The organism is Allobosea sp. 05T433 (assembly GCF_056396065.1).
Genome location: NZ_JBFTKS010000007.1, coordinates 334,657 through 351,294 on the forward strand (window position 1 = coordinate 334,657; position 16,638 = coordinate 351,294).

Consider the following 16,638-nt stretch of genomic DNA (forward strand, 5'->3'; position numbering starts at 1 on the left):
CGCTGAATGCGCGTCAGCGCTCAGGGACAGGCGCGCACCACGCCGCCCGCGCCGATATAGGTTCCGGTCTCGGGGTCGTAGCTGCGGAACCGGCGCGCGCAATAGGCGACTGCATCGGCATCCGGGGAGGCATAAACCGGGCCACCATAGACGGGGCCGCCGTAGACAGGGGCCGGAGCGGCGTAGACCGGACCAGGCGCAAGCAATGCGCCAGCTGCCAGTGCGCCGATGGCGCCCGCTGCAATGCCGGCACCGACGGCCGCACCGCGTCCGCCGCGATAATAGCCGCCGCGGTAGCCGTAGCCGGGGCCGTAATATCTCCGGTACTGCACGCTCTGAATCAGATCCTTGCCCGATTCGGCGACAGCCGCTGCTGAGCCAGTCGTCGCGCTCAACGGCGCGGCGCTCGCCGGGGCGGTCAGAACGACGCCTCCTAGCAGCGCGGTGGCGATGGCGAGGGTCTTGATCATGACGAAACTTTCTCCTTTCCTCTCGAACGTGAGAGGAACKCCAGTGTTCCTCCAATCCATGGCAATTTTATAGTGCAAGGCGACGGCGTGAAAGCCCCGACCGTCAAGATCCGTGAAATTTCATCCTTACGGCGCTTCGTCATCGCATTTCAGCATTTCGATGCAAAGTTCGGCTCAGGATTGGCGCTTGTCTCGCAGGCGCTTCCGCACCATCTAGCGACGGCATGATGTTGCTTCGCAACACGATCCCTTCCCGCATCCGGAACCACTCTATGCTGCACCAGAACCCGACGCTGCCCCCTGCCGAGGCGATGAAGCCGTTGCCGATGATCATTTTCGGCTCGCGCTGGCTGCAGGTGCCGCTCTATCTCGGCCTCATCGTCGCGCAATGCGTCTATGTCTTCCTGTTCCTGAAGGAACTGGTCCACCTCGTTACACATGCGACGCAGTTCGGCGAGCAGCAGATCATGCTGGTCGTCCTCGGGCTGATCGATGTGGTGATGATCTCCAACCTGCTGATCATGGTCATCGTGGGCGGCTACGAGACATTCGTTTCGCGCCTGAAGCTCCATGGTCACCCCGATCAGCCGGAATGGCTGAGCCATGTCAATGCGAGCGTCCTGAAGATCAAGCTCGCTATGGCGATCATCGGCATCTCGTCTATCCACCTGCTCAAGACCTTCATCGAGGCCGGCAATATCGGCAATACGGGGCGGGTGACGAATTACACCGAGACCGGGGTCATCCTGCAGACGGTGATCCACGTCGTCTTCATCTTCTCGGCCATGGGGATCGCCTGGGTCGACAAGATCACTCTGCCGGCCGGCAAGGGCCACTGAGCCGCGGGTCAGGCCCTGAGACCGCGCGGCATCCCCTTGGTGCTGCGCGGCTGCGCCTGGCCTGGCGCAGTCTCGACGCCGATCGTCGGCAATGCCAGCGTGCGTTGGCCGCGAAAATCGACATGGCAGACGAGGAGCCCACGCTCCTCGATATAACCCAGAACGCGGCGGGCGCGGCCCGGCGAATGGCTGCCATAGACCTCGGCGAGTTCGGCGTCGGTCGGGGCGGGAGCGCCCTCGATCGCGGTGCGGGCAATGTAGAGAAACAGGCTCTGGAGGTCGTCCGGCAGGGTGGCTGCGGCGTCGAGCGAGACCTGCCAGGCATGGGACGCCGTGATGTCCTCACTCGCGCCTGCGCGGGCTACGGCAAGCCGCCGGCGGAAGTCATCGAGGCTGAGCGAGGATTGACCGACGCGGCGCATGCGGCAGCGCACCGTAAAGTCCTGATAGACCACGGCGACCTGGCGGCTCCGCGTTTCCGGGTCCTCCATCAGATCGCGCAGGATCTCGGTCATGATCGCCTCGCGCTCTTCCGGTTCCATCGGAATCTCGGGCTCCGGCTCGACGGCGGGGGCAGGGCGATAGCTCTCGATCTGGCGGAGCACTTCATTGGCTGCCGGGCGCGGCCGCGGCGTGGGACGCGGGACCCAGGAGGTGACGGGAGGTTCGTTCTCGCCCGCTTCGAAAATGAGCTTGCTCGCATCCTCCGGGGCCTGTTCGGGCAGGGGCATCAGGCCGGGCGCACTGCCGCGATCGACCGAGGACACGGCGCCGATCCTGAGCGGCAAGGGGCGTTTCGACAGCGCCGGGCCCAATGCGACGAACTGGCCACGCTCGAGGTCGCGGAACATCTCGGCCTGGCGCCGGTCCATGCCGAGCAAGTCGGAGGCGCGCTGCATGTCGATATCGAGGAAGGTGCGGCCCATCAGGAAGTTCGAGGCCTCGGCCGCGACGTTCTTGGCAAGCTTGGCGAGACGCTGAGTCGCGATCACCCCGGCGAGGCCGCGCTTGCGGCCGCGGCACATCAGATTGGTCATGGCGCCGAGGGAGAGGCGACGCGCTTCGTCCGACGCTTCGCCGGCCATGACGGGCGCGAAGAGCTGCGCCTCGTCGACGACGACCAGGATCGGGAACCACATGCTGCGATCGACGTCGAACAGCCCGCCGAGAAAGGCGGCCGTCGCGCGCAACTGCTCGTCGGCGTCGAGATTCTCGAGGTTGAGCACGATCGAGACACGATGCTGGCGGACGCGGATGGCGATACGCTGCAATTCGGCCTCGCCGCAGGCGGCGTCGACCACGACATGGCCGAACTGACCGGCCAGCGAGACGAAATCGCCCTCCGGATCAATCACGGCTTGCTGGACCAGCGGTGCGCTTTGCTCCAGCAGCCGGCGCAGCAGATGCGACTTTCCTGAGCCGGAATTGCCTTGGACCAGCAGGCGCGTCGCCAGCAATTCGGCGAGATCAAGCAGCGCGGGTTGTCCACCCTGGGTCAAGCCCATGTCGATGCCCGTCGTCATGCTCTGGTCTTGCTGCTCCGTCTGCCGCCCTGTTCCCGGACCGGCGCTTCTAACACACTGCAACTGGCCGATGGCCGGATACGGCCGGCCTTCCACAACTATCGGCCCCGGCAGATCAGCGCAGGCAGCGCCGCGCGCGTTCTTCACGCTGAATGTCGGCGATCATGCGGCGCTGGGTGTTCGACAGCGGCAGCTCCTCGGCATTGTCGTATTGGCAGCCGGCATTACCAAAGGCCGCGATACCGCGCTGGGTGCGGAAGCAGTAGCCCTGCGCCTTGTAGATCTCGTTGCGGGCATACCAGAGCTCATCGCAGGTTTGCTGCGCGAGAGCCGGCGCAGGCATTCCTGTCAAAGTCAGGAATGCCATGATCATCAATGTCTTGTGCGGCATGGTTCACTTCTTGAATCGAGTCGGCTCGATGCAAGATTGGGCCGCCGGACGAGCCCGGGCAAGCGGGGCTATTTCAACTCGCTCTTGCGCAGCATGGCGGCGCTCATGCTGACTCCGAAATGTTCGCTCATTTCGCCCGCACTCATATGGCGGATCGCTTCGATATTCGGGATCAGCAGGGCGGCGGCATAGCGCCGGGCCTGATACTCCATCGCCCGGACCTTGGCCGAGAGGCGCTCGGCCTGCGAGCCGGCAGGGGCGCGATGCAGGATGCCTTCATGGCCGAGCAGGGCATGTCCGACCTCATGGGCGATGGTCATCAGCGCCCGGCTTTCGCCGCGCAGGGCCGCGAGAAACACGGGTTCCGGGATCCGAAGGCGCTTGGTCTCAGAATCCCATTGCGCCTCGGCGTCGGCGAGTTGGCCGTCCGGTACACGTTCATAGGCAAAATTCGGGTAGCGGGCCTTCAGCCGCGCCATCAGGATCATGAAATCAATGCCCTGTTCGTCGCGGAAGCCGAGTTCGCGGCGATGGCTCAAGGCGCGGGCATCGATCTGGGCATCGGTCAGGAATGCGGGCTTCATGACAGCCTCCCGTGACGGAGCGGGAGCAGCCTAGCGCGCTCTTTGCCAATGCTCAATCCAGGATCATCAGGCTTGCGCAGCTAGCGCGGGGCCATCTCGAGGCAGGTCAGGACCTGGACATAGCTGGGCGGGCCGCCGAGTTGCGCGCTCTCGACGCAGGTGTTGCGGCTCTGCGCTGGATAGGCCGACCAGCGTTGTACCAACGTCGCGCGCGCCTGGTTCTCGTCGTCCTGGCAGGCCTGGGCGGTACGACCGACCCCCATGCTGGAACGGCCGACGTCGCGGCACGTGTTGACGACATCGAAGCGCGGCGGCCCATCGGAAACGGGAACGAAGAGACCGGTTGATAGTGATAGTGAGAGAAGGGCTGCGCTGATCATGGCGGAACCTCCGCAGGAGTGCCCGCGCGTTCTACGCGTTCAAACCGGGCCTGATCCAGCATAGCGCGTCGCCTGCACAGCCGCTAGCCAAGCGTAAACCGGTCTCTGCCCTTCGCCTTGCTTACGTAAAGCAGACCGTCCGCCCGCCTGTAGATTTGCTCCAGTGTTTCAAGGCCGTCGAAGAGGGCCGCGCCGACGCTGGCCGTCAGGTGAGGGGCAGTGTCCGAGGCGTCATGGGGAATGTCGAGCGAGGAGACCGCGCGGACGAGATTATCAAGCATGGCGCATGCCGTATCAGGCCTGACCCCATAGAGGATCAGGCCAAATTCCTCGCCTCCCAGGCGCCCAACCATGTCCATCGGCCGCCGCAATCTCGCTTCGAGCGCGCGGGCCAGGCTGCGCAGAGCCAGGTCGCCGGCCTGGTGTCCGTAGCGGTCATTGTACTTCTTGAAGTGATCGACATCGAGAATGGCGAAGACGAGACCGGCGCGCTCGCGCCTGGCCTGGCGCAAGGCCGTTGCGGCGTGCTCCTCGAAGAAGCGCCGATTGCCGATACCGGTCAGTGCGTCGGACATGGCGCGGTTGTGCAGCATCCGACGCAGCAGGAAGTGATCGCGCTGGGTGTATTCGCGCAGATAGGCGCCGACCGCGCCGACGAAGACGGCAAAGAACATCAGGATCGAGATCCGGATATGCTCATGGATATGGCCGGGATCGAGCATGACGAACCCGAGCAGAGCATTCAGGACAGCGATCAGCATCGCTGCCGCGACGCTTTGATGGAAGGTCAGGCCGACCGGCAGGAACACCGCCATGATGATGACGAAGCCGGCCAGATCCGCCTGGGCGAGGCCGCGCAGCTTGAAGACATTGGCGCTGACTGCACTCGTCGTTCCAATCAGCACGAGAACGAGGAAGCTCAGCCGGTTATAGGCACGGGGCAGACGCTTGCCGACGAGGACCGAGATCAGGGAAAGCAGGACGGCGAGCGTGATCCAGCGCAGAGCGGCTGCGGCCAGGGCGTCGTAGCGCTGCGCCCGATATTCCGTCAGCGGGTCGATCCGTGCGATGTCGAGCGCGATGAAGACGAGCCAGATTCCGAGCGCGGTGAGCGCGCAGACCAGCGTGCTCATCCGCTGCTCGATGCGCATATAGCGGCGGTATTCGTCTTCCAGCCCCGAGACGAAGCGCAGGCGCTTGAAGCCTCGCGCGCGCTGCCCTGCATAGGAACTGTCGCGCGCAGGCGCCGGGGGCGCGTTTTCCGCGGCGTCTATGACCTGTTCCAAAGCACTCACCGCACAAGCCTGCGAGCGGAGTGCCTAACACTCCGTTGGGGAGAGGGGCACTGCGTCGCAATCGCTGCGGGTGTGCGCGGGGACGGTTTCGGAAGCCTTGCGCCGGTGATGAGAATGCGAGGGAAGGCGCGCGGCCCGCGCCCTAACGCCATTCCTAGCCATGCTCGCTGGCCAGGATGGCCTCGACGATCTCCTGAACGTTCAGGGCCTCAGGCAGCGTCGCGAGATGATGCGGCCCGCCCTGCGTGAGGCGGATGACACCCTGGAGCTGGCGCCTGAGTGCGACGGGGCGTGCATCCGCCTGTGACAATGCGTCGGCAGCGCGTTCCCAGCTGCCATCGGGCAGACGGCGTTCGGCGATCGACCAGTCGCAAAGCCGGACCGCGCCCCTATCACCTTCCAGCATCCAGATATTGTGGTCATCCTTCCCAGTGCTCCCGACACTGCCCTTGAGCGCGACGGGGATGTCCCCGGCCAGCAACCTGGCCTCAATCCGGCGCTCCGATTTGCCCGCCTCCGGGAAGGCCACGCTCGCCGTGAGCCCATGCAGGGGGCCAACCAGCCTGCGGCTCAGGAAGAGGAAATGCGACACGACCTCGCGGGTGAAACCGCCCTGCGGGGTTCTGTCCAGCCAGGCCGCGGCGTCGGCCTGCCAGGGGCGCGGCCAGGTCGCGAAGGCGACTTCGATCGAGACGCGGGACAGAGTGCCGACCGCACCCTGTGCGATCCACTCCATCAATGTCGCTACGGCGAGCGAGGACGCGAAGGGGAAATTGACCGCGCCTCTGTCGCCGGCTTCCGCAACAAAGGCGCGCGCATCGGCGACATCGACCGCCAGCGGTTTCTCGCAAAAGACACTCTTGCCGGCGCTGATGGCGGCGCGCGCGTGGGTGAGGTGGGAGGCTGGAGGCGAGGCAATATAGACGCAGTCGCTGGCGGCGACGACCGCTGCGGCGTCAGTCAGCCGCGGAACCTGCGGGAAGGTTGCGGCCATGCGCTCCATTGCCGAAGGCGCCGGATCCCAGACGCCGCTGACCTTCACCAGTTCCTGGGACTGGTCGAGAATGGCGTGCAGCAGCCGCTCACCCATGATGCCTGCGCCAATGATCCCGATCGAGAGAGTGCCGTTCTGCATCGCCTAAAAATCCCTGCTCTGAGCCGAGGAGCGCGATAGCAGGATTCCGTCAGCGCCACGAGCGCGCGAGCGGCCGTAATCACGCGTCGCTACCATGTGGCGCGCAGCCCGGCGGTGAATACATGGGTGGTGGCGTCGGCATTGAGCCGGACATCATAGTCGGCGAACAGTGTGGCGTAGCGGCCAGCGCGTGCCGACAGGCCCAGGCCGAGGATGGCGCTGTCGCGCGCCACTCTCGCGCCCTGGACCGGGAAGGAGGCCGCAGGCGCCCCAATGAAGGCGGTATCGAGCACCATCGCATCGTCGAGGAACTCGTGCTGCCAGCGGCCACGAAGCTCGACAGCGACGCGGCTGGAGGCGAGATCGAACTCCTTCGCCAGGCGCAGGCCCAGGCTGCCGAGGAGGCTTTCCGCGGATTGCTTGCCGGCCGTCAGGCCAATGCTGCCAGCGCCGGTCTCGCTGAATCCGTCCTGCTGCAGATAGCTGTAACGCAGTGCCGCCAGCGGCTCGAGCTTAGACCAACCGAGATCAAGGGCGTAGCCGGCTTCGAGGGCGCCGGTGAAGCGATCGCCACCGTATTCGGCCCTTGCCTGGCGAGAGAGCCCACCGAAGCTGATGCTGCGCTCAGATTCGAAATCGAGGCGGGCATAACCGAAGGTACCATCAAGGCGCAGCGGGCCGCGTGTGTAGCCGCCATAGAGCGCGCCTTCATAGGCCTTGATGCCGCCCTTGCCGGAGAAGTTGCGGAATTCGGCGTCAGTGCTGGAGTAGCCAGCGCTGAGCCCGACCAGAATTTCCGGAGTGATCTGCCGGTCAAAACCGGCGATCATCCCGCCGCCGCGATACTCGGCCCCGCCGGCATTGGCATTGCCACCAAGCGTCCCGATGATGCCATAACCCCGCGCCCAGACATTGTTCTGGGCCGCTGCCGGTCCGGACGGCAGGCGCCTCAGCAGCGCTGCGGCGGGACTCGCCGCGGCGCTCGATGCATAAGCCATTGCGGCGCCGGTTGCGGTGGGTTCGGCCGGGCCGGAGCGCAGATCGCTGAGCCGTTGCGAGATCATGGCACTGAAGGGGGCAGAGCCGCCGAGGGCGAGAGTACCAAGGCTGGCATGCGCCTCGCCGGAGAGGCCGGCAAGGGCCTGTCGCGCGCCATCCCGCGTGCCGGCGGCCTGCAGCAACCCCGCTACGTCGCGTAGATCCTGATCCGCACCGGCAACGCCGCGTTCGAGCGCGGCGCCGGCGGCGCATTGGTTGGCCGAGGCGCAGACGCCTGGCGTATCGAAGGGCAAGGTGCGGATATCGAGATGCGCCGTGTTCGGCTGGTAACGCAGGCTCGCCTGGATGAAGGGCGCCGAACCATCGCCCGGCGGCCCCTCGATGCCGTCGAAGCGGCCGATGAGGCCCTGTCCGGCGCTGAGCACCGGCATGGTCTGGAAGCGCGGCAAGAGTTGCGCCCGGCCTCCCATGGCGACGAGGCCGGAAAGGCTGGCGGTGCCGGTGACGGCAAGGTGGTTCCGCCCACCGATTGGGCCGACCTGCTGAACCAGAATGCCACCGGCCTGCTGCACGTAATTGCCGCTGATGGTCAGCGTGCCAGCGCCGCGGCTATCGCCGGCCCAGAGGGTGCCGGCATTGGTGACTGAGCCCGTGATCAGGCCGGAACCAGTGAGCGTGCCGGCCGCACCGATACTGGTCGGCGAGGCGATGCTGCCCATGATCGAGAGAAAGCCGCCGTCGACGCGTGTCGCACCGGCATAGGAGCTGTGGCCCGTGAGCATGAGTTCGCCCGCGCCGCGTTTGACGAGACCGCCGGTCCCGACGATGTCGTTTCCGAAGACGGCGAGGCCGCCGGGCTGCTCGACGACGAAATCGCCCCAATCGAAACGGCCAGGTCCGAGCACTGCCTTGCCGACATCGAGCAGGCCGTAGCCGAATATGTCGTCGACGCCGGGAGCGCCGATGTCCCGGGCGGTGCCGAGCAGGGTCTGGCGCACCTGATCGGCGCTGAAGAACGGGAACATCTGCCAGACCAGGGCCGCTGCACCTGAGACATGGGGAGCTGCAAACGACGTGCCGTTGACCTTGGTGTATCCGCCGTTCTTGTCGGCGACGACGATGGGATCGTCTGGAAATTCGCCCCACCAGTCCCCGCCGCCGGGAGCCGTCAGGCACCAGTTCTTGGCCACGCCGCAGCGGTTCGTGTACAACGGCTCGTAGCCTGGTCCGTAGGCCACCACGGCCAGCCAGCCGCGCTCCAGTTCCGGGAAATGATAGGGCAGGCCGGCTTCGATGCTCGGCTGGGTCCGCTCGTCATTCCCTGTACCCCAGACCAACAGGGCGCCAGATGCCACTGCACGACGATAGGGCGGCAGCTCCTGCCATCGAGCAAGCTCGCTCTGCGTCACCGACGTGACAGGATCGAAGCTGCCCCAGCTGTTGTTGATGACGCGCACCCCCCGGGCAACGAGCCCATCGTAGGCTGCAACGAAGCCTGAAGACGGCGCCGGAATTCCATCCTGATCAAAGACGCGCGCGCTGAGGATCGTAGCGCCTGGCGCCACGCCATGCATGCCGATGCCGTCGCGATTGGCAGCGATTACTGAGGCGACGCCCGTGCCGTGCCCTCCGGGGTCGGTCACAAGAGCGGTGTTCGCGATATAGTCGTAGCCACCCCCAAAGCGGCCTGCGAATTCGGAATGCCCGGTGAACACTCCGCTGTCCACAACGCCAACCAGGATGCCCGTGCCGTCGACGCCTCGCGCATAAGCGTTTGCGGCATTGATATAATCGAGTCCCCATTGAGCCTTGTATTCGGGGGGTCTCCACATACTGGGATCGGTAAGGAGGCCGCCCGACTGGGCTGAAGCAGCACTCGCCAGCGCCGTCGTCAGCAACAGGGCAGCGGCGGCTTTCTTAGGCAAGGACGGCACGCAGGCCTCAAAGGCAGGAATCGGGTGGTCCGGTCGATGATCGTCGGTCCAAGGCTTTGCGGCCGTATCTCCTCACCGTCAATACGGCAGATTTCGTATGGTGAAGGTGGGGTCAAGTTGGTTCGGACACTTCGACGACGCCTTCCAGTATGAGGACTTTGCCAAACCCTGGTCTGCGCGTTGCATCGCGGTGACCGAGAATTTCGAGCGCGAGACCGGGCTCAAGGCCTATGAGGCCTGGATGAGAAGCAGGACCGGCATCCCTACTGAGTGCGGGCGCCAGGTTCGCGCTCCACTCCTTTCGCATTGCTTTGGGCCTCGAAGCCAAGGACGAAGGCCCTGCGGTGAGCTCAGGGGCTGGGGTCCGCAATTGGCCATCTCTGCCCGTCCTGCTCGCCTGGCCGATCGCCATTCGCGTATCGCGTTCCAGAGCGATGTGCGATCGCCGAACCTCTGCCGGCACTTCAATGCAGGCGCCTGGACACTTCGGCCGCCGGCCGAATGCTGCTGGCGCATATTGCCGAATTACTCGTTCCGAGAATCCGGTTCCTGGGCCGCAATCCAGTCGGCGAAGGCCAGCATGGCAGCCGTCGGCTTCCGCGATTTGAGCTTGGTCAGCCAATAGCTTCCAAGCGAGATCGAGGCCGGGAACGGTCGCCGGATCGAGCCGTTGCGCAATTGGCGCGAGAACATGAGAGCCGGGGCGAGGGCTACTCCGACCCCTTGTTCGGCGGCCTCCATCATCGCGAGCGACGAGTCGAAGACGATGGCGCCTGCAATGTTGGGCGGCATGTCCGCGCCAGTGGCAGCAAACCAGCGGCTCCACTCGTCCATGCGGTAGCTGCGCAACAGAGTGAGCGTGCCGAGATCCTGCGGCGCATGGAGGGCGGCGGCCAGTTCGGGCGTACAGAGCGGCGTCAGGGGCGCCTCGAACAGCTCCGTAGCATCGAGACCGTGCCAGGCGCCGTTGCCGAACCGAATGGAGAAGTCCAATCCTTCGGCAGCCAGATCGACCCGATTGTTGTTCGTGGAGAGCCTCAGCTCGACGAACGGATGAGCGCGCCTGAAGTCCTCGAGCCGGGGCAGCAGCCAGCCGACCGCGAAGGTGCCCACCGCTCCGACCACGAGCAGTTCGCGGACCTTTCCCGACCCAACCCTGTCGAGCGTCGTGGCCAGGCGATCGAAGGCATCGCTCACGACGGGAAGGAGGGCTTCGCCCTCTGCCGTGATCCTGAGGCCGCGCGGGAGCCTGCGGAACAACTGAACGCCCAATCTCTGCTCGAGAGAGCGAACCTGCTGGCTCACGGCGGCTTGCGTCACCGCGAGTTCGATGCCGGCCCGCGTGAAGCTGAGATGCCTGGCCGATGCTTCGAACGCCCGCAACGCGTTGAGTGGCAGAAAAGGTCGAACCATCGATGCCCAAATTTAACTTATGGCTGATCCGACTTATCATCGTTTGCCGGGAGTTCGAAGGGGTCATAAACGGCGCCCATTCCGAATTGGAAGGAGATGCCCTTGTCCAAACGACTCTACGCCGGTCTGGCAGCCAGCGTTCTCGCCGGCACGCTGGGCAGTCTGTCCAGCGCCCACGGCGCAGGCCCCGATCAGGACGCCCGCGTGCGCCAGGCCGTCGACGAAGCGGTGAAGCCGGTGATCGAGCAGCACGGGATCCCCGGCCTGGCTGTTGCCGTGACGATCGATGGAAAGCGCTACTTCATCGAGTACGGCCTGGCCTCGAAGGAACCCAGGGTTCCTGTTACGCGGGACACGCTCTTCGAGCTGGGGTCGATCAGCAAGACCTTTACGGCGACGCTCGCGACCTATGCCGAGATCGAGGGCAAGTTGTCGCTGAACGACAGTGTCAGCCAACACATGCCCGAGTTGAAGGGCAGTGCCCTGGACGATGTGCGATTGCTGGATCTCGGCACGCATACGGCTGGCGGCTTTCCGCTTCAGGTCCCTGACGACGTCAAGGATCAGAAGCAGCTCATGGCCTATTATCGCGCCTGGAAGCCGCGCTTCACTCCCGGCACATACCGAAATTACGCCAACCCGAGCATTGGTCTTCTCGGCGTCGTCACCGCGAAGGCGATGGGAGCAAGCTTCGAGACGTTGATGGAGCGGCGATTGTTCCCGGATCTCGGGCTGCGCCGGACCTATATCAACGTCCCCGCGGCGGAAATGAAGAGTTACGCGTGGGGCTACAACCGGGAGGACAAGCCGATGCGGGTCTCCCCGGGCCTCCTCGCGACCGAAGCCTATGGGGTCAAATCAAATGCCGTCGACATGATCCGCTTCCTGGAGGTGAACATGGGCATCGGCACCGTGCCGGGGAAGGCGGCCGTCGCTGCGCGGGCGACCCATACCGGGTATTTCCGCGCGAGCGAGCTCATCCAGGATCTGATCTGGGAGCAATACCCCTATCCGGTCGAGCTGGATAAACTCGTCGCCGGCAACTCGGCCAAGATGATCCTGAACGGCGTCCCCGCGGTTGCGATCGAGCCGCCGATGGCGCCGCKGAGCGACGTGATCCTCAACAAGACCGGGTCGACCAATGGCTTTGGCGGCTACGTCGCCTATGTCCCGGCAAAGAAGATCGGGATCGTCATGCTCGCGAACAAGAACTACCCCAATGATGCGCGGGTGAAGGCCGCGCATCAGGTGTTGTCGCGGCTTGCCGAGTAAGTCTGGCTGGTTGCATTCGCCTGACGAAGGACAAACGGAGCAGGCTGCCTTGCAGGGGCCGCGCGTCCTGCTGCTACCGCTCCGATTGTGCCGTGATGCCGCGACGCGCGGACCCGAAATCGAGCGGCCGCGTCAGACCAGCCGCACCGCCTTGCCCGGATTCATCAGGTTCGCAGGGTCGAACTGGCGCTTGACGCCTCGCATCAGCTCCAGGTCGAATGGCGGCTTATAGATTTCGATGAGGTCGCGCTTGAGCTCGCCCAGGCCGTGCTCGGCGCTGATGCTGCCGTCGAAAGCCTCGACGAGATCATAGAGCGCCGTCTCGACCTGCTTATGCAGTGCGTGGCGCTCGGTGGCGTCGGCACCGGCCGGTGCCAACAGATTGAAATGCAGATTGCCGTCGCCGATATGGCCGAAAACGATCGGGCGCAGGCGCGCGTCGATCGCATTCAGCGCCGTCAGGCAGCGATCGACGAAAGCCGGGATGGCGCTGATCGGGGTGGAGACATCATGGCTGAAGCTGGGGCCTGCGCGCTTCTGTGCTTCCGTGATGTTCTCGCGGAGTGCCCAAAGCTGCTCGGCCTGTGCCAGGGAACGGGCGATGACGGCGTCTTCGACGATCTCCTGCTCGAAGCCTTCGGAGAGAACACTCTCCAGGATCGCTTCGAGCGGAATTTCCGGCGTCGCCGCATCGAGTTGCAGCAGCACATAGACGCCGCCGCGTAGTGCCGGTTGGGTGACATGCGGAGCATGGGTTTCGACCAGGGCGCGGCAGTCCTCGGTAAAGCACTCGCAGCCAGAGAGGACGTCGGCAGCGCGCGAGCGGGCTAGCTGGAACAGGCGCAAAGCCGCTGCGAAATCCCGGACGCTGGCCAGGGCGGTCGCGCGCGCCTGCGGTGCAGCGTGCAGTTTCAGCACGGCGGCGGTGACGATGCCGAGAGTTCCTTCCGAACCGATGAAGAGATGCTTCAGGTCGTAACCGGTGTTGTCCTTGCGCAACGCGCGCAGGCCGTTCCACACCCGGCCGTCGGGCAGCACGACCTCCAGCCCGAGCACCTGGTCGCGCATGTTGCCGTAGCGCAAAACCGCCGTTCCGCCGGCATTGGTGGCGATCGTGCCACCGATCTGGCAACTGCCTTCGGCGGCGAGGCTGACGGGAAAGAACAGGCCGGCATCGCGTGCGCGCTGCTGCAAAGTCTGCAGAACTACGCCGGACTCCACGATGGCAACGGCGTTGACGGTGTCGATCTCGCGGATGCGGTTCATGCGGCCAAGCTGGACGACAACCGCTTGGCCGCTGTCATCGGGAATCCCCCCGAAGACGAGGCCGGTATTCCCGCCCTGCGGGACCAGCGGAACGCGGTGGCGCTGGCTCCAAGCTGCGATCTCTGCGACCTGCCGGACGTCGGCTGGCCGGACCACAGCGCGGGCAAGTCCGTGTCGCCGGCCGCGCCAGTCCTCGCAGAACGGCGCGATGGCGTCAGCGTCGGTCAGGACATGGTCGGCTCCAACGATCTGCTCGAGCTCGTTCAGGGGGGGCGTGGACATTGCGTTCTCCTGGAAAGCCGCGAGCGTGAACGTGAGGGTTGAACCGCAGCCCGCATGAAGCAGGCGGCGGTTCAATCATGTCCGCCGAGCCTAGTCGATCTTCGTCTGAGGCCAGCCGTGGTCATCGTGGATTGCGGTGAAGGCCGGGCGGGCTACAGCTCGCCCGGCTCAGGTGTTCAGCGTGCCGGCGACTGACCGAGTTCGTGCAGGAGCGCCGCGCCGGTGCGAAGCCCGCTGTAGAAGCAGTCGAGAGTCAGGTTCTCATTTGGCGCATGGTTCGCTTCGTCGGGGTTCGCGTAAGGGGTGACGAAGGCGGGAATGCCGAGGATCTTGGTGAAGACATAGCCTGGCAGGCTGCCGAACCCCGCGGGGATCAGCAGTGGCTCTTCGCCCTGGGCCTTGACAAAGGCCTGGCGCAACGGCGTCGTAAAGGGCGAGGCGATGGGAGTCTTCGAGGGCTGCATCCCCCTGTCCTGAGCGATGAACTCGACCTCTGGGGCATGCTTGGCCACATGGTCCGCGACCTTGCGCAGAATGTCCTCCGGGTCCTGCGCCTCGACCAGGCGGATATCGCATTTCACGAAAGCTTCGTTCGGCAGCACGGTCTTGGTGCCGGGCCCGCCATAGCCGCCGTGGAAGCCGTTGATGGTCAGTGTCGGACGAAAGCAGAGGCGCTCGTAGAAGGGGCGGTCGGCAGGTGCGTCCAGGCGATCAAGCCCCAGGCTCTGCTTCACCGCCTCGGCGGCGCGGGGGAGGCGCTCGATAGCCGCGAGTTCCTCTGGTGTCGGCGGCTCGATATCGTCGTGGAGGCCCGCGATGGTGATCTCGCCCGCAGCATTCTTCATGGTGCCGAGCAGGTGTACGAGCGTCCAGATCGGATTTGGCACCACGCCACCGAAATTGCCGGAATGCACGTCCCGATTGGCGTGACGACAGCGCAGATCGAAGGAGATCACGCCGCGTGAGCCGAACTTGATCGCGGCCGCACCGCTGGCATGGCGCGGACCATCGGCCGTGACGGCGAGATCGGCCCTCAGCTTGTCCTTGTTGGCCCGCACGAAGTCGGCGATGTGCGGGCTGCCGATCTCTTCCTCGCCTTCCAGCAGGAGGATGACATTGCAGGGAAGCGTGCCATGCACCTTAAGATGCGATTCGATCGCCATCATCTGTGCGAAATGCTGGCCCTTGTTGTCGCCGACCCCGCGCGCATAGAGCCGGCCGTCGCGGATCGTCGGCTCGAAGGGCGGCGAGAGCCATTTGTCGAGCGGATCGGGCGGCTGCACGTCATAGTGGCCGTAGAGCAGCACTGTGGGCTTGCCCGGCGCCTTTTCCCAACGCCCGATGACCATGGGGTGCCCTTCGGTGGGCACCAGTTCGGTCTCGAGCCCGATATCGGTCAGCATCTTGACCAGCAGTTCTCCGACTTCAGCGATGCCGATATTCTCGGCACTGATGCTCGGGTGGCGCAGATAATCGATCAGACGATCAAGGAAAGGGGCGCGGTTCGCCTCGATATGATCGAAAACCGCGGCCAAGGTGTCGGAGGAAGCCATAAGTCTTGCACCTGCCAGAATTAGGAGAGCCAAAGTCGCACCCGTTCTGGTTACGATGGCCGCGGCAAACCCGTCCATGCGCGACATGAATGCGCGCCATCTCCGGACGCTGGATGCCGGTCCGTCGCTGCTGTCGCCAACGGCCTTGCGACGGCCGGGCCGATGGCGTCTGCTGGATCAGGTGATCAGTTGATTGTGAAAGGCGAAGTCGAGGCAGCCCTGGATGTGCTGCTCCAGAATAGCCTGAGCCTCCACAGCGTCCCGCCTCAGTGCACAGCCGAGCAGCGCCTTGTGCTCTTCGGCTGCAATCGCGCCGCGGAAGATCACGAAGACCATCTGGTACCGAAGGTAACGGTCATAGACGCCGGAATGGACATTCAGCAGGGCCTTGGAGCCGCAGGCCGAGACCAGGGCCTGGTGAAATTCCCAGTCGTAGCGCTTCCACTGCTCCGCTTGCGTGCGGTCGCCCGCGAGCAGGCTCGCTTCCATCCGCGCCAGCTTGTGATGGGCGGCAACGACGCGGCCTTCCCATTCCATGTCGCCGGACTGGAATGACTGCGCCAGGGCGCTCCTCTCGATGAGCAGCCGAAGCGCCGCGATCTCCTTCAGATCCTCGGCCGAGCACGGCGCAACCTGGAAACCGCGCTGTCCCTCTGCCGTGATCAATCCTTCCGGAGTGAGGCGGCTGAAGATTTCGCGCAGGGTGCCGATCCCGACGCCATACGCTGTCCGCAATTTTTCCAATGGCAGGCGTTGGCCGGGGCGAAGACGCCCGAAGACGATGTCCGTGCGGATGCGCTCATAGGCTTGTTCGCCGGTCGAGATCGGCGCGATGTCGTCGCCTGCAAAATCCGTCACGATGTMCGCCATGCCCTGCGCGCACCTTTTCGAGAGGGCCGTCCTACGACGCGTGCAGCCTCCGCGCCAGAACCAATGAGTGACGGCTGAAATCAATATCATCGGATGATTATGATATTATCGGTTGATGACGGCTTCGCTAGATGTAATGTGCTCGCAAGGTCGCCCGAGAGGCGCCCAATGGCGGCAGAGCCGTAACGGCCATCCCGGGGAGGAACGAGAATGATCAAGTCGAAATTGAACCGCCGTCAGGCTCTGTTGGCCGGCGCGGTCGGGCTTGCGGCGCCGAGCCTGTTGCTGCGGCCTGCGCTGGCGGTGACGCCGGCGGAGATCAAGGCGAAGGGCAAGCTGGTCGTGGGCATCCAGGGCGACAATCCGCCCTGGGGCTTCGTCACCAGCGCCGGCAAGCAGGATGGGCTGGATGCCGATATCGCGGCGCTCTTC

The 16,638-nt window shown here is 64.9% G+C and carries 14 protein-coding genes and 1 pseudogene; 3 read left to right on the top strand and 12 right to left on the bottom strand.

Annotated elements, in window-relative coordinates; translation table 11 throughout:
• Positions 1-20: 20 nt before the first annotated feature.
• Entirely contained in the window at positions 21-470 is a 450-nt protein-coding gene (locus tag AC1DGP_RS12940; protein ID WP_441505821.1) for a BA14K family protein, read from the bottom strand.
• A 272-nt stretch (positions 471-742) separates the two neighbouring features.
• On the opposite strand from AC1DGP_RS12940, the gene AC1DGP_RS12945 reads away from it, so the two are divergent.
• The gene (locus AC1DGP_RS12945) at positions 743-1,309 is read left to right on the top strand and encodes a TIGR00645 family protein (protein WP_476832199.1); all 567 of its coding nucleotides are present in this window, start codon (positions 743-745) and stop codon (positions 1,307-1,309) included.
• Positions 1,310-1,317: 8 nt separating this feature from the next.
• Here the strand turns inward: AC1DGP_RS12945 and AC1DGP_RS12950 are convergent, their stop codons facing one another.
• The 8 genes from AC1DGP_RS12950 to AC1DGP_RS12985 all read right to left on the bottom strand — a co-directional run bounded on the left by AC1DGP_RS12950 (position 1,318) and on the right by AC1DGP_RS12985 (position 10,963).
• Complete coding sequence (locus AC1DGP_RS12950; protein WP_069880451.1) at positions 1,318-2,832, bottom strand: helicase HerA domain-containing protein; 1,515 nt, start codon at positions 2,830-2,832, stop codon at positions 1,318-1,320.
• Between the two features lie 115 nt (positions 2,833-2,947).
• Positions 2,948-3,223: a YARHG domain-containing protein gene (locus AC1DGP_RS12955; protein WP_441489900.1), complete on the bottom strand. Its 276-nt coding sequence runs from the start codon at positions 3,221-3,223 to the stop codon at positions 2,948-2,950.
• A 68-nt stretch (positions 3,224-3,291) separates the two neighbouring features.
• The gene (locus AC1DGP_RS12960; protein ID WP_441489901.1) at positions 3,292-3,807 is read right to left on the bottom strand and encodes an ImmA/IrrE family metallo-endopeptidase; all 516 of its coding nucleotides are present in this window, start codon (positions 3,805-3,807) and stop codon (positions 3,292-3,294) included.
• An 80-nt stretch (positions 3,808-3,887) separates the two neighbouring features.
• Complete coding sequence (locus tag AC1DGP_RS12965) at positions 3,888-4,187, bottom strand: hypothetical protein (RefSeq protein ID WP_441489902.1); 300 nt, start codon at positions 4,185-4,187, stop codon at positions 3,888-3,890.
• A gap of 83 nt (positions 4,188-4,270) precedes the next feature.
• On the bottom strand, positions 4,271-5,482 hold the full coding sequence (locus tag AC1DGP_RS12970; protein ID WP_441505820.1) for a GGDEF domain-containing protein: 1,212 nt from the start codon (positions 5,480-5,482) through the stop codon (positions 4,271-4,273).
• Between the two features lie 154 nt (positions 5,483-5,636).
• Positions 5,637-6,617 (bottom strand): Gfo/Idh/MocA family protein, encoded by a 981-nt coding sequence (locus AC1DGP_RS12975; RefSeq protein WP_441505819.1) that lies wholly within the window; start codon positions 6,615-6,617, stop codon positions 5,637-5,639.
• A gap of 89 nt (positions 6,618-6,706) precedes the next feature.
• Positions 6,707-9,550: an autotransporter domain-containing protein gene (locus AC1DGP_RS12980; RefSeq protein ID WP_476832200.1), complete on the bottom strand. Its 2,844-nt coding sequence runs from the start codon at positions 9,548-9,550 to the stop codon at positions 6,707-6,709.
• Between the two features lie 525 nt (positions 9,551-10,075).
• Positions 10,076-10,963, bottom strand: a complete 888-nt coding sequence (locus AC1DGP_RS12985; protein ID WP_441489906.1) for a LysR family transcriptional regulator — start codon at positions 10,961-10,963, stop codon at positions 10,076-10,078.
• A gap of 96 nt (positions 10,964-11,059) precedes the next feature.
• Between AC1DGP_RS12985 and ampC the strand changes: the two genes are divergently transcribed.
• Complete coding sequence (gene ampC / locus AC1DGP_RS12990) at positions 11,060-12,235, top strand: class C beta-lactamase (protein WP_476832201.1); 1,176 nt, start codon at positions 11,060-11,062, stop codon at positions 12,233-12,235.
• A 132-nt stretch (positions 12,236-12,367) separates the two neighbouring features.
• Here the strand turns inward: ampC and AC1DGP_RS12995 are convergent, their stop codons facing one another.
• The 3 genes from AC1DGP_RS12995 to AC1DGP_RS13005 all read right to left on the bottom strand — a co-directional run bounded on the left by AC1DGP_RS12995 (position 12,368) and on the right by AC1DGP_RS13005 (position 16,206).
• Positions 12,368-13,783, bottom strand: a complete 1,416-nt coding sequence (locus AC1DGP_RS12995; protein WP_441505817.1) for an FAD-binding oxidoreductase — start codon at positions 13,781-13,783, stop codon at positions 12,368-12,370.
• A 176-nt stretch (positions 13,784-13,959) separates the two neighbouring features.
• Positions 13,960-15,336: a M20/M25/M40 family metallo-hydrolase gene (locus AC1DGP_RS13000; protein WP_476776340.1), complete on the bottom strand. Its 1,377-nt coding sequence runs from the start codon at positions 15,334-15,336 to the stop codon at positions 13,960-13,962.
• A gap of 177 nt (positions 15,337-15,513) precedes the next feature.
• Positions 15,514-16,206 (bottom strand): GntR family transcriptional regulator, encoded by a 693-nt coding sequence (locus tag AC1DGP_RS13005; protein ID WP_476832202.1) that lies wholly within the window; start codon positions 16,204-16,206, stop codon positions 15,514-15,516.
• 210 nt (positions 16,207-16,416) lie between these two features.
• On the opposite strand from AC1DGP_RS13005, the pseudogene AC1DGP_RS13010 reads away from it, so the two are divergent.
• A pseudogene (locus AC1DGP_RS13010) lies at positions 16,417-16,638 on the top strand (transporter substrate-binding domain-containing protein); the annotation flags it as partial.

Coding starts and splice junctions, on each gene's coding strand:
- AC1DGP_RS12940 (WP_441505821.1), bottom strand. CDS start 470: ATGATCAAGACCCTCGCCATCGCCACCGCGCTGCTAGGAGGCGTCGTT.
- AC1DGP_RS12945 (WP_476832199.1), top strand. CDS start 743: ATGCTGCACCAGAACCCGACGCTGCCCCCTGCCGAGGCGATGAAGCCG.
- AC1DGP_RS12950 (WP_069880451.1), bottom strand. CDS start 2,832: ATGACGACGGGCATCGACATGGGCTTGACCCAGGGTGGACAACCCGCG.
- AC1DGP_RS12955 (WP_441489900.1), bottom strand. CDS start 3,223: ATGCCGCACAAGACATTGATGATCATGGCATTCCTGACTTTGACAGGA.
- AC1DGP_RS12960 (WP_441489901.1), bottom strand. CDS start 3,807: ATGAAGCCCGCATTCCTGACCGATGCCCAGATCGATGCCCGCGCCTTG.
- AC1DGP_RS12965 (WP_441489902.1), bottom strand. CDS start 4,187: ATGATCAGCGCAGCCCTTCTCTCACTATCACTATCAACCGGTCTCTTC.
- AC1DGP_RS12975 (WP_441505819.1), bottom strand. CDS start 6,617: ATGCAGAACGGCACTCTCTCGATCGGGATCATTGGCGCAGGCATCATG.
- AC1DGP_RS12985 (WP_441489906.1), bottom strand. CDS start 10,963: ATGGTTCGACCTTTTCTGCCACTCAACGCGTTGCGGGCGTTCGAAGCA.
- AC1DGP_RS12995 (WP_441505817.1), bottom strand. CDS start 13,783: ATGTCCACGCCCCCCCTGAACGAGCTCGAGCAGATCGTTGGAGCCGAC.
- AC1DGP_RS13000 (WP_476776340.1), bottom strand. CDS start 15,336: ATGGCTTCCTCCGACACCTTGGCCGCGGTTTTCGATCATATCGAGGCG.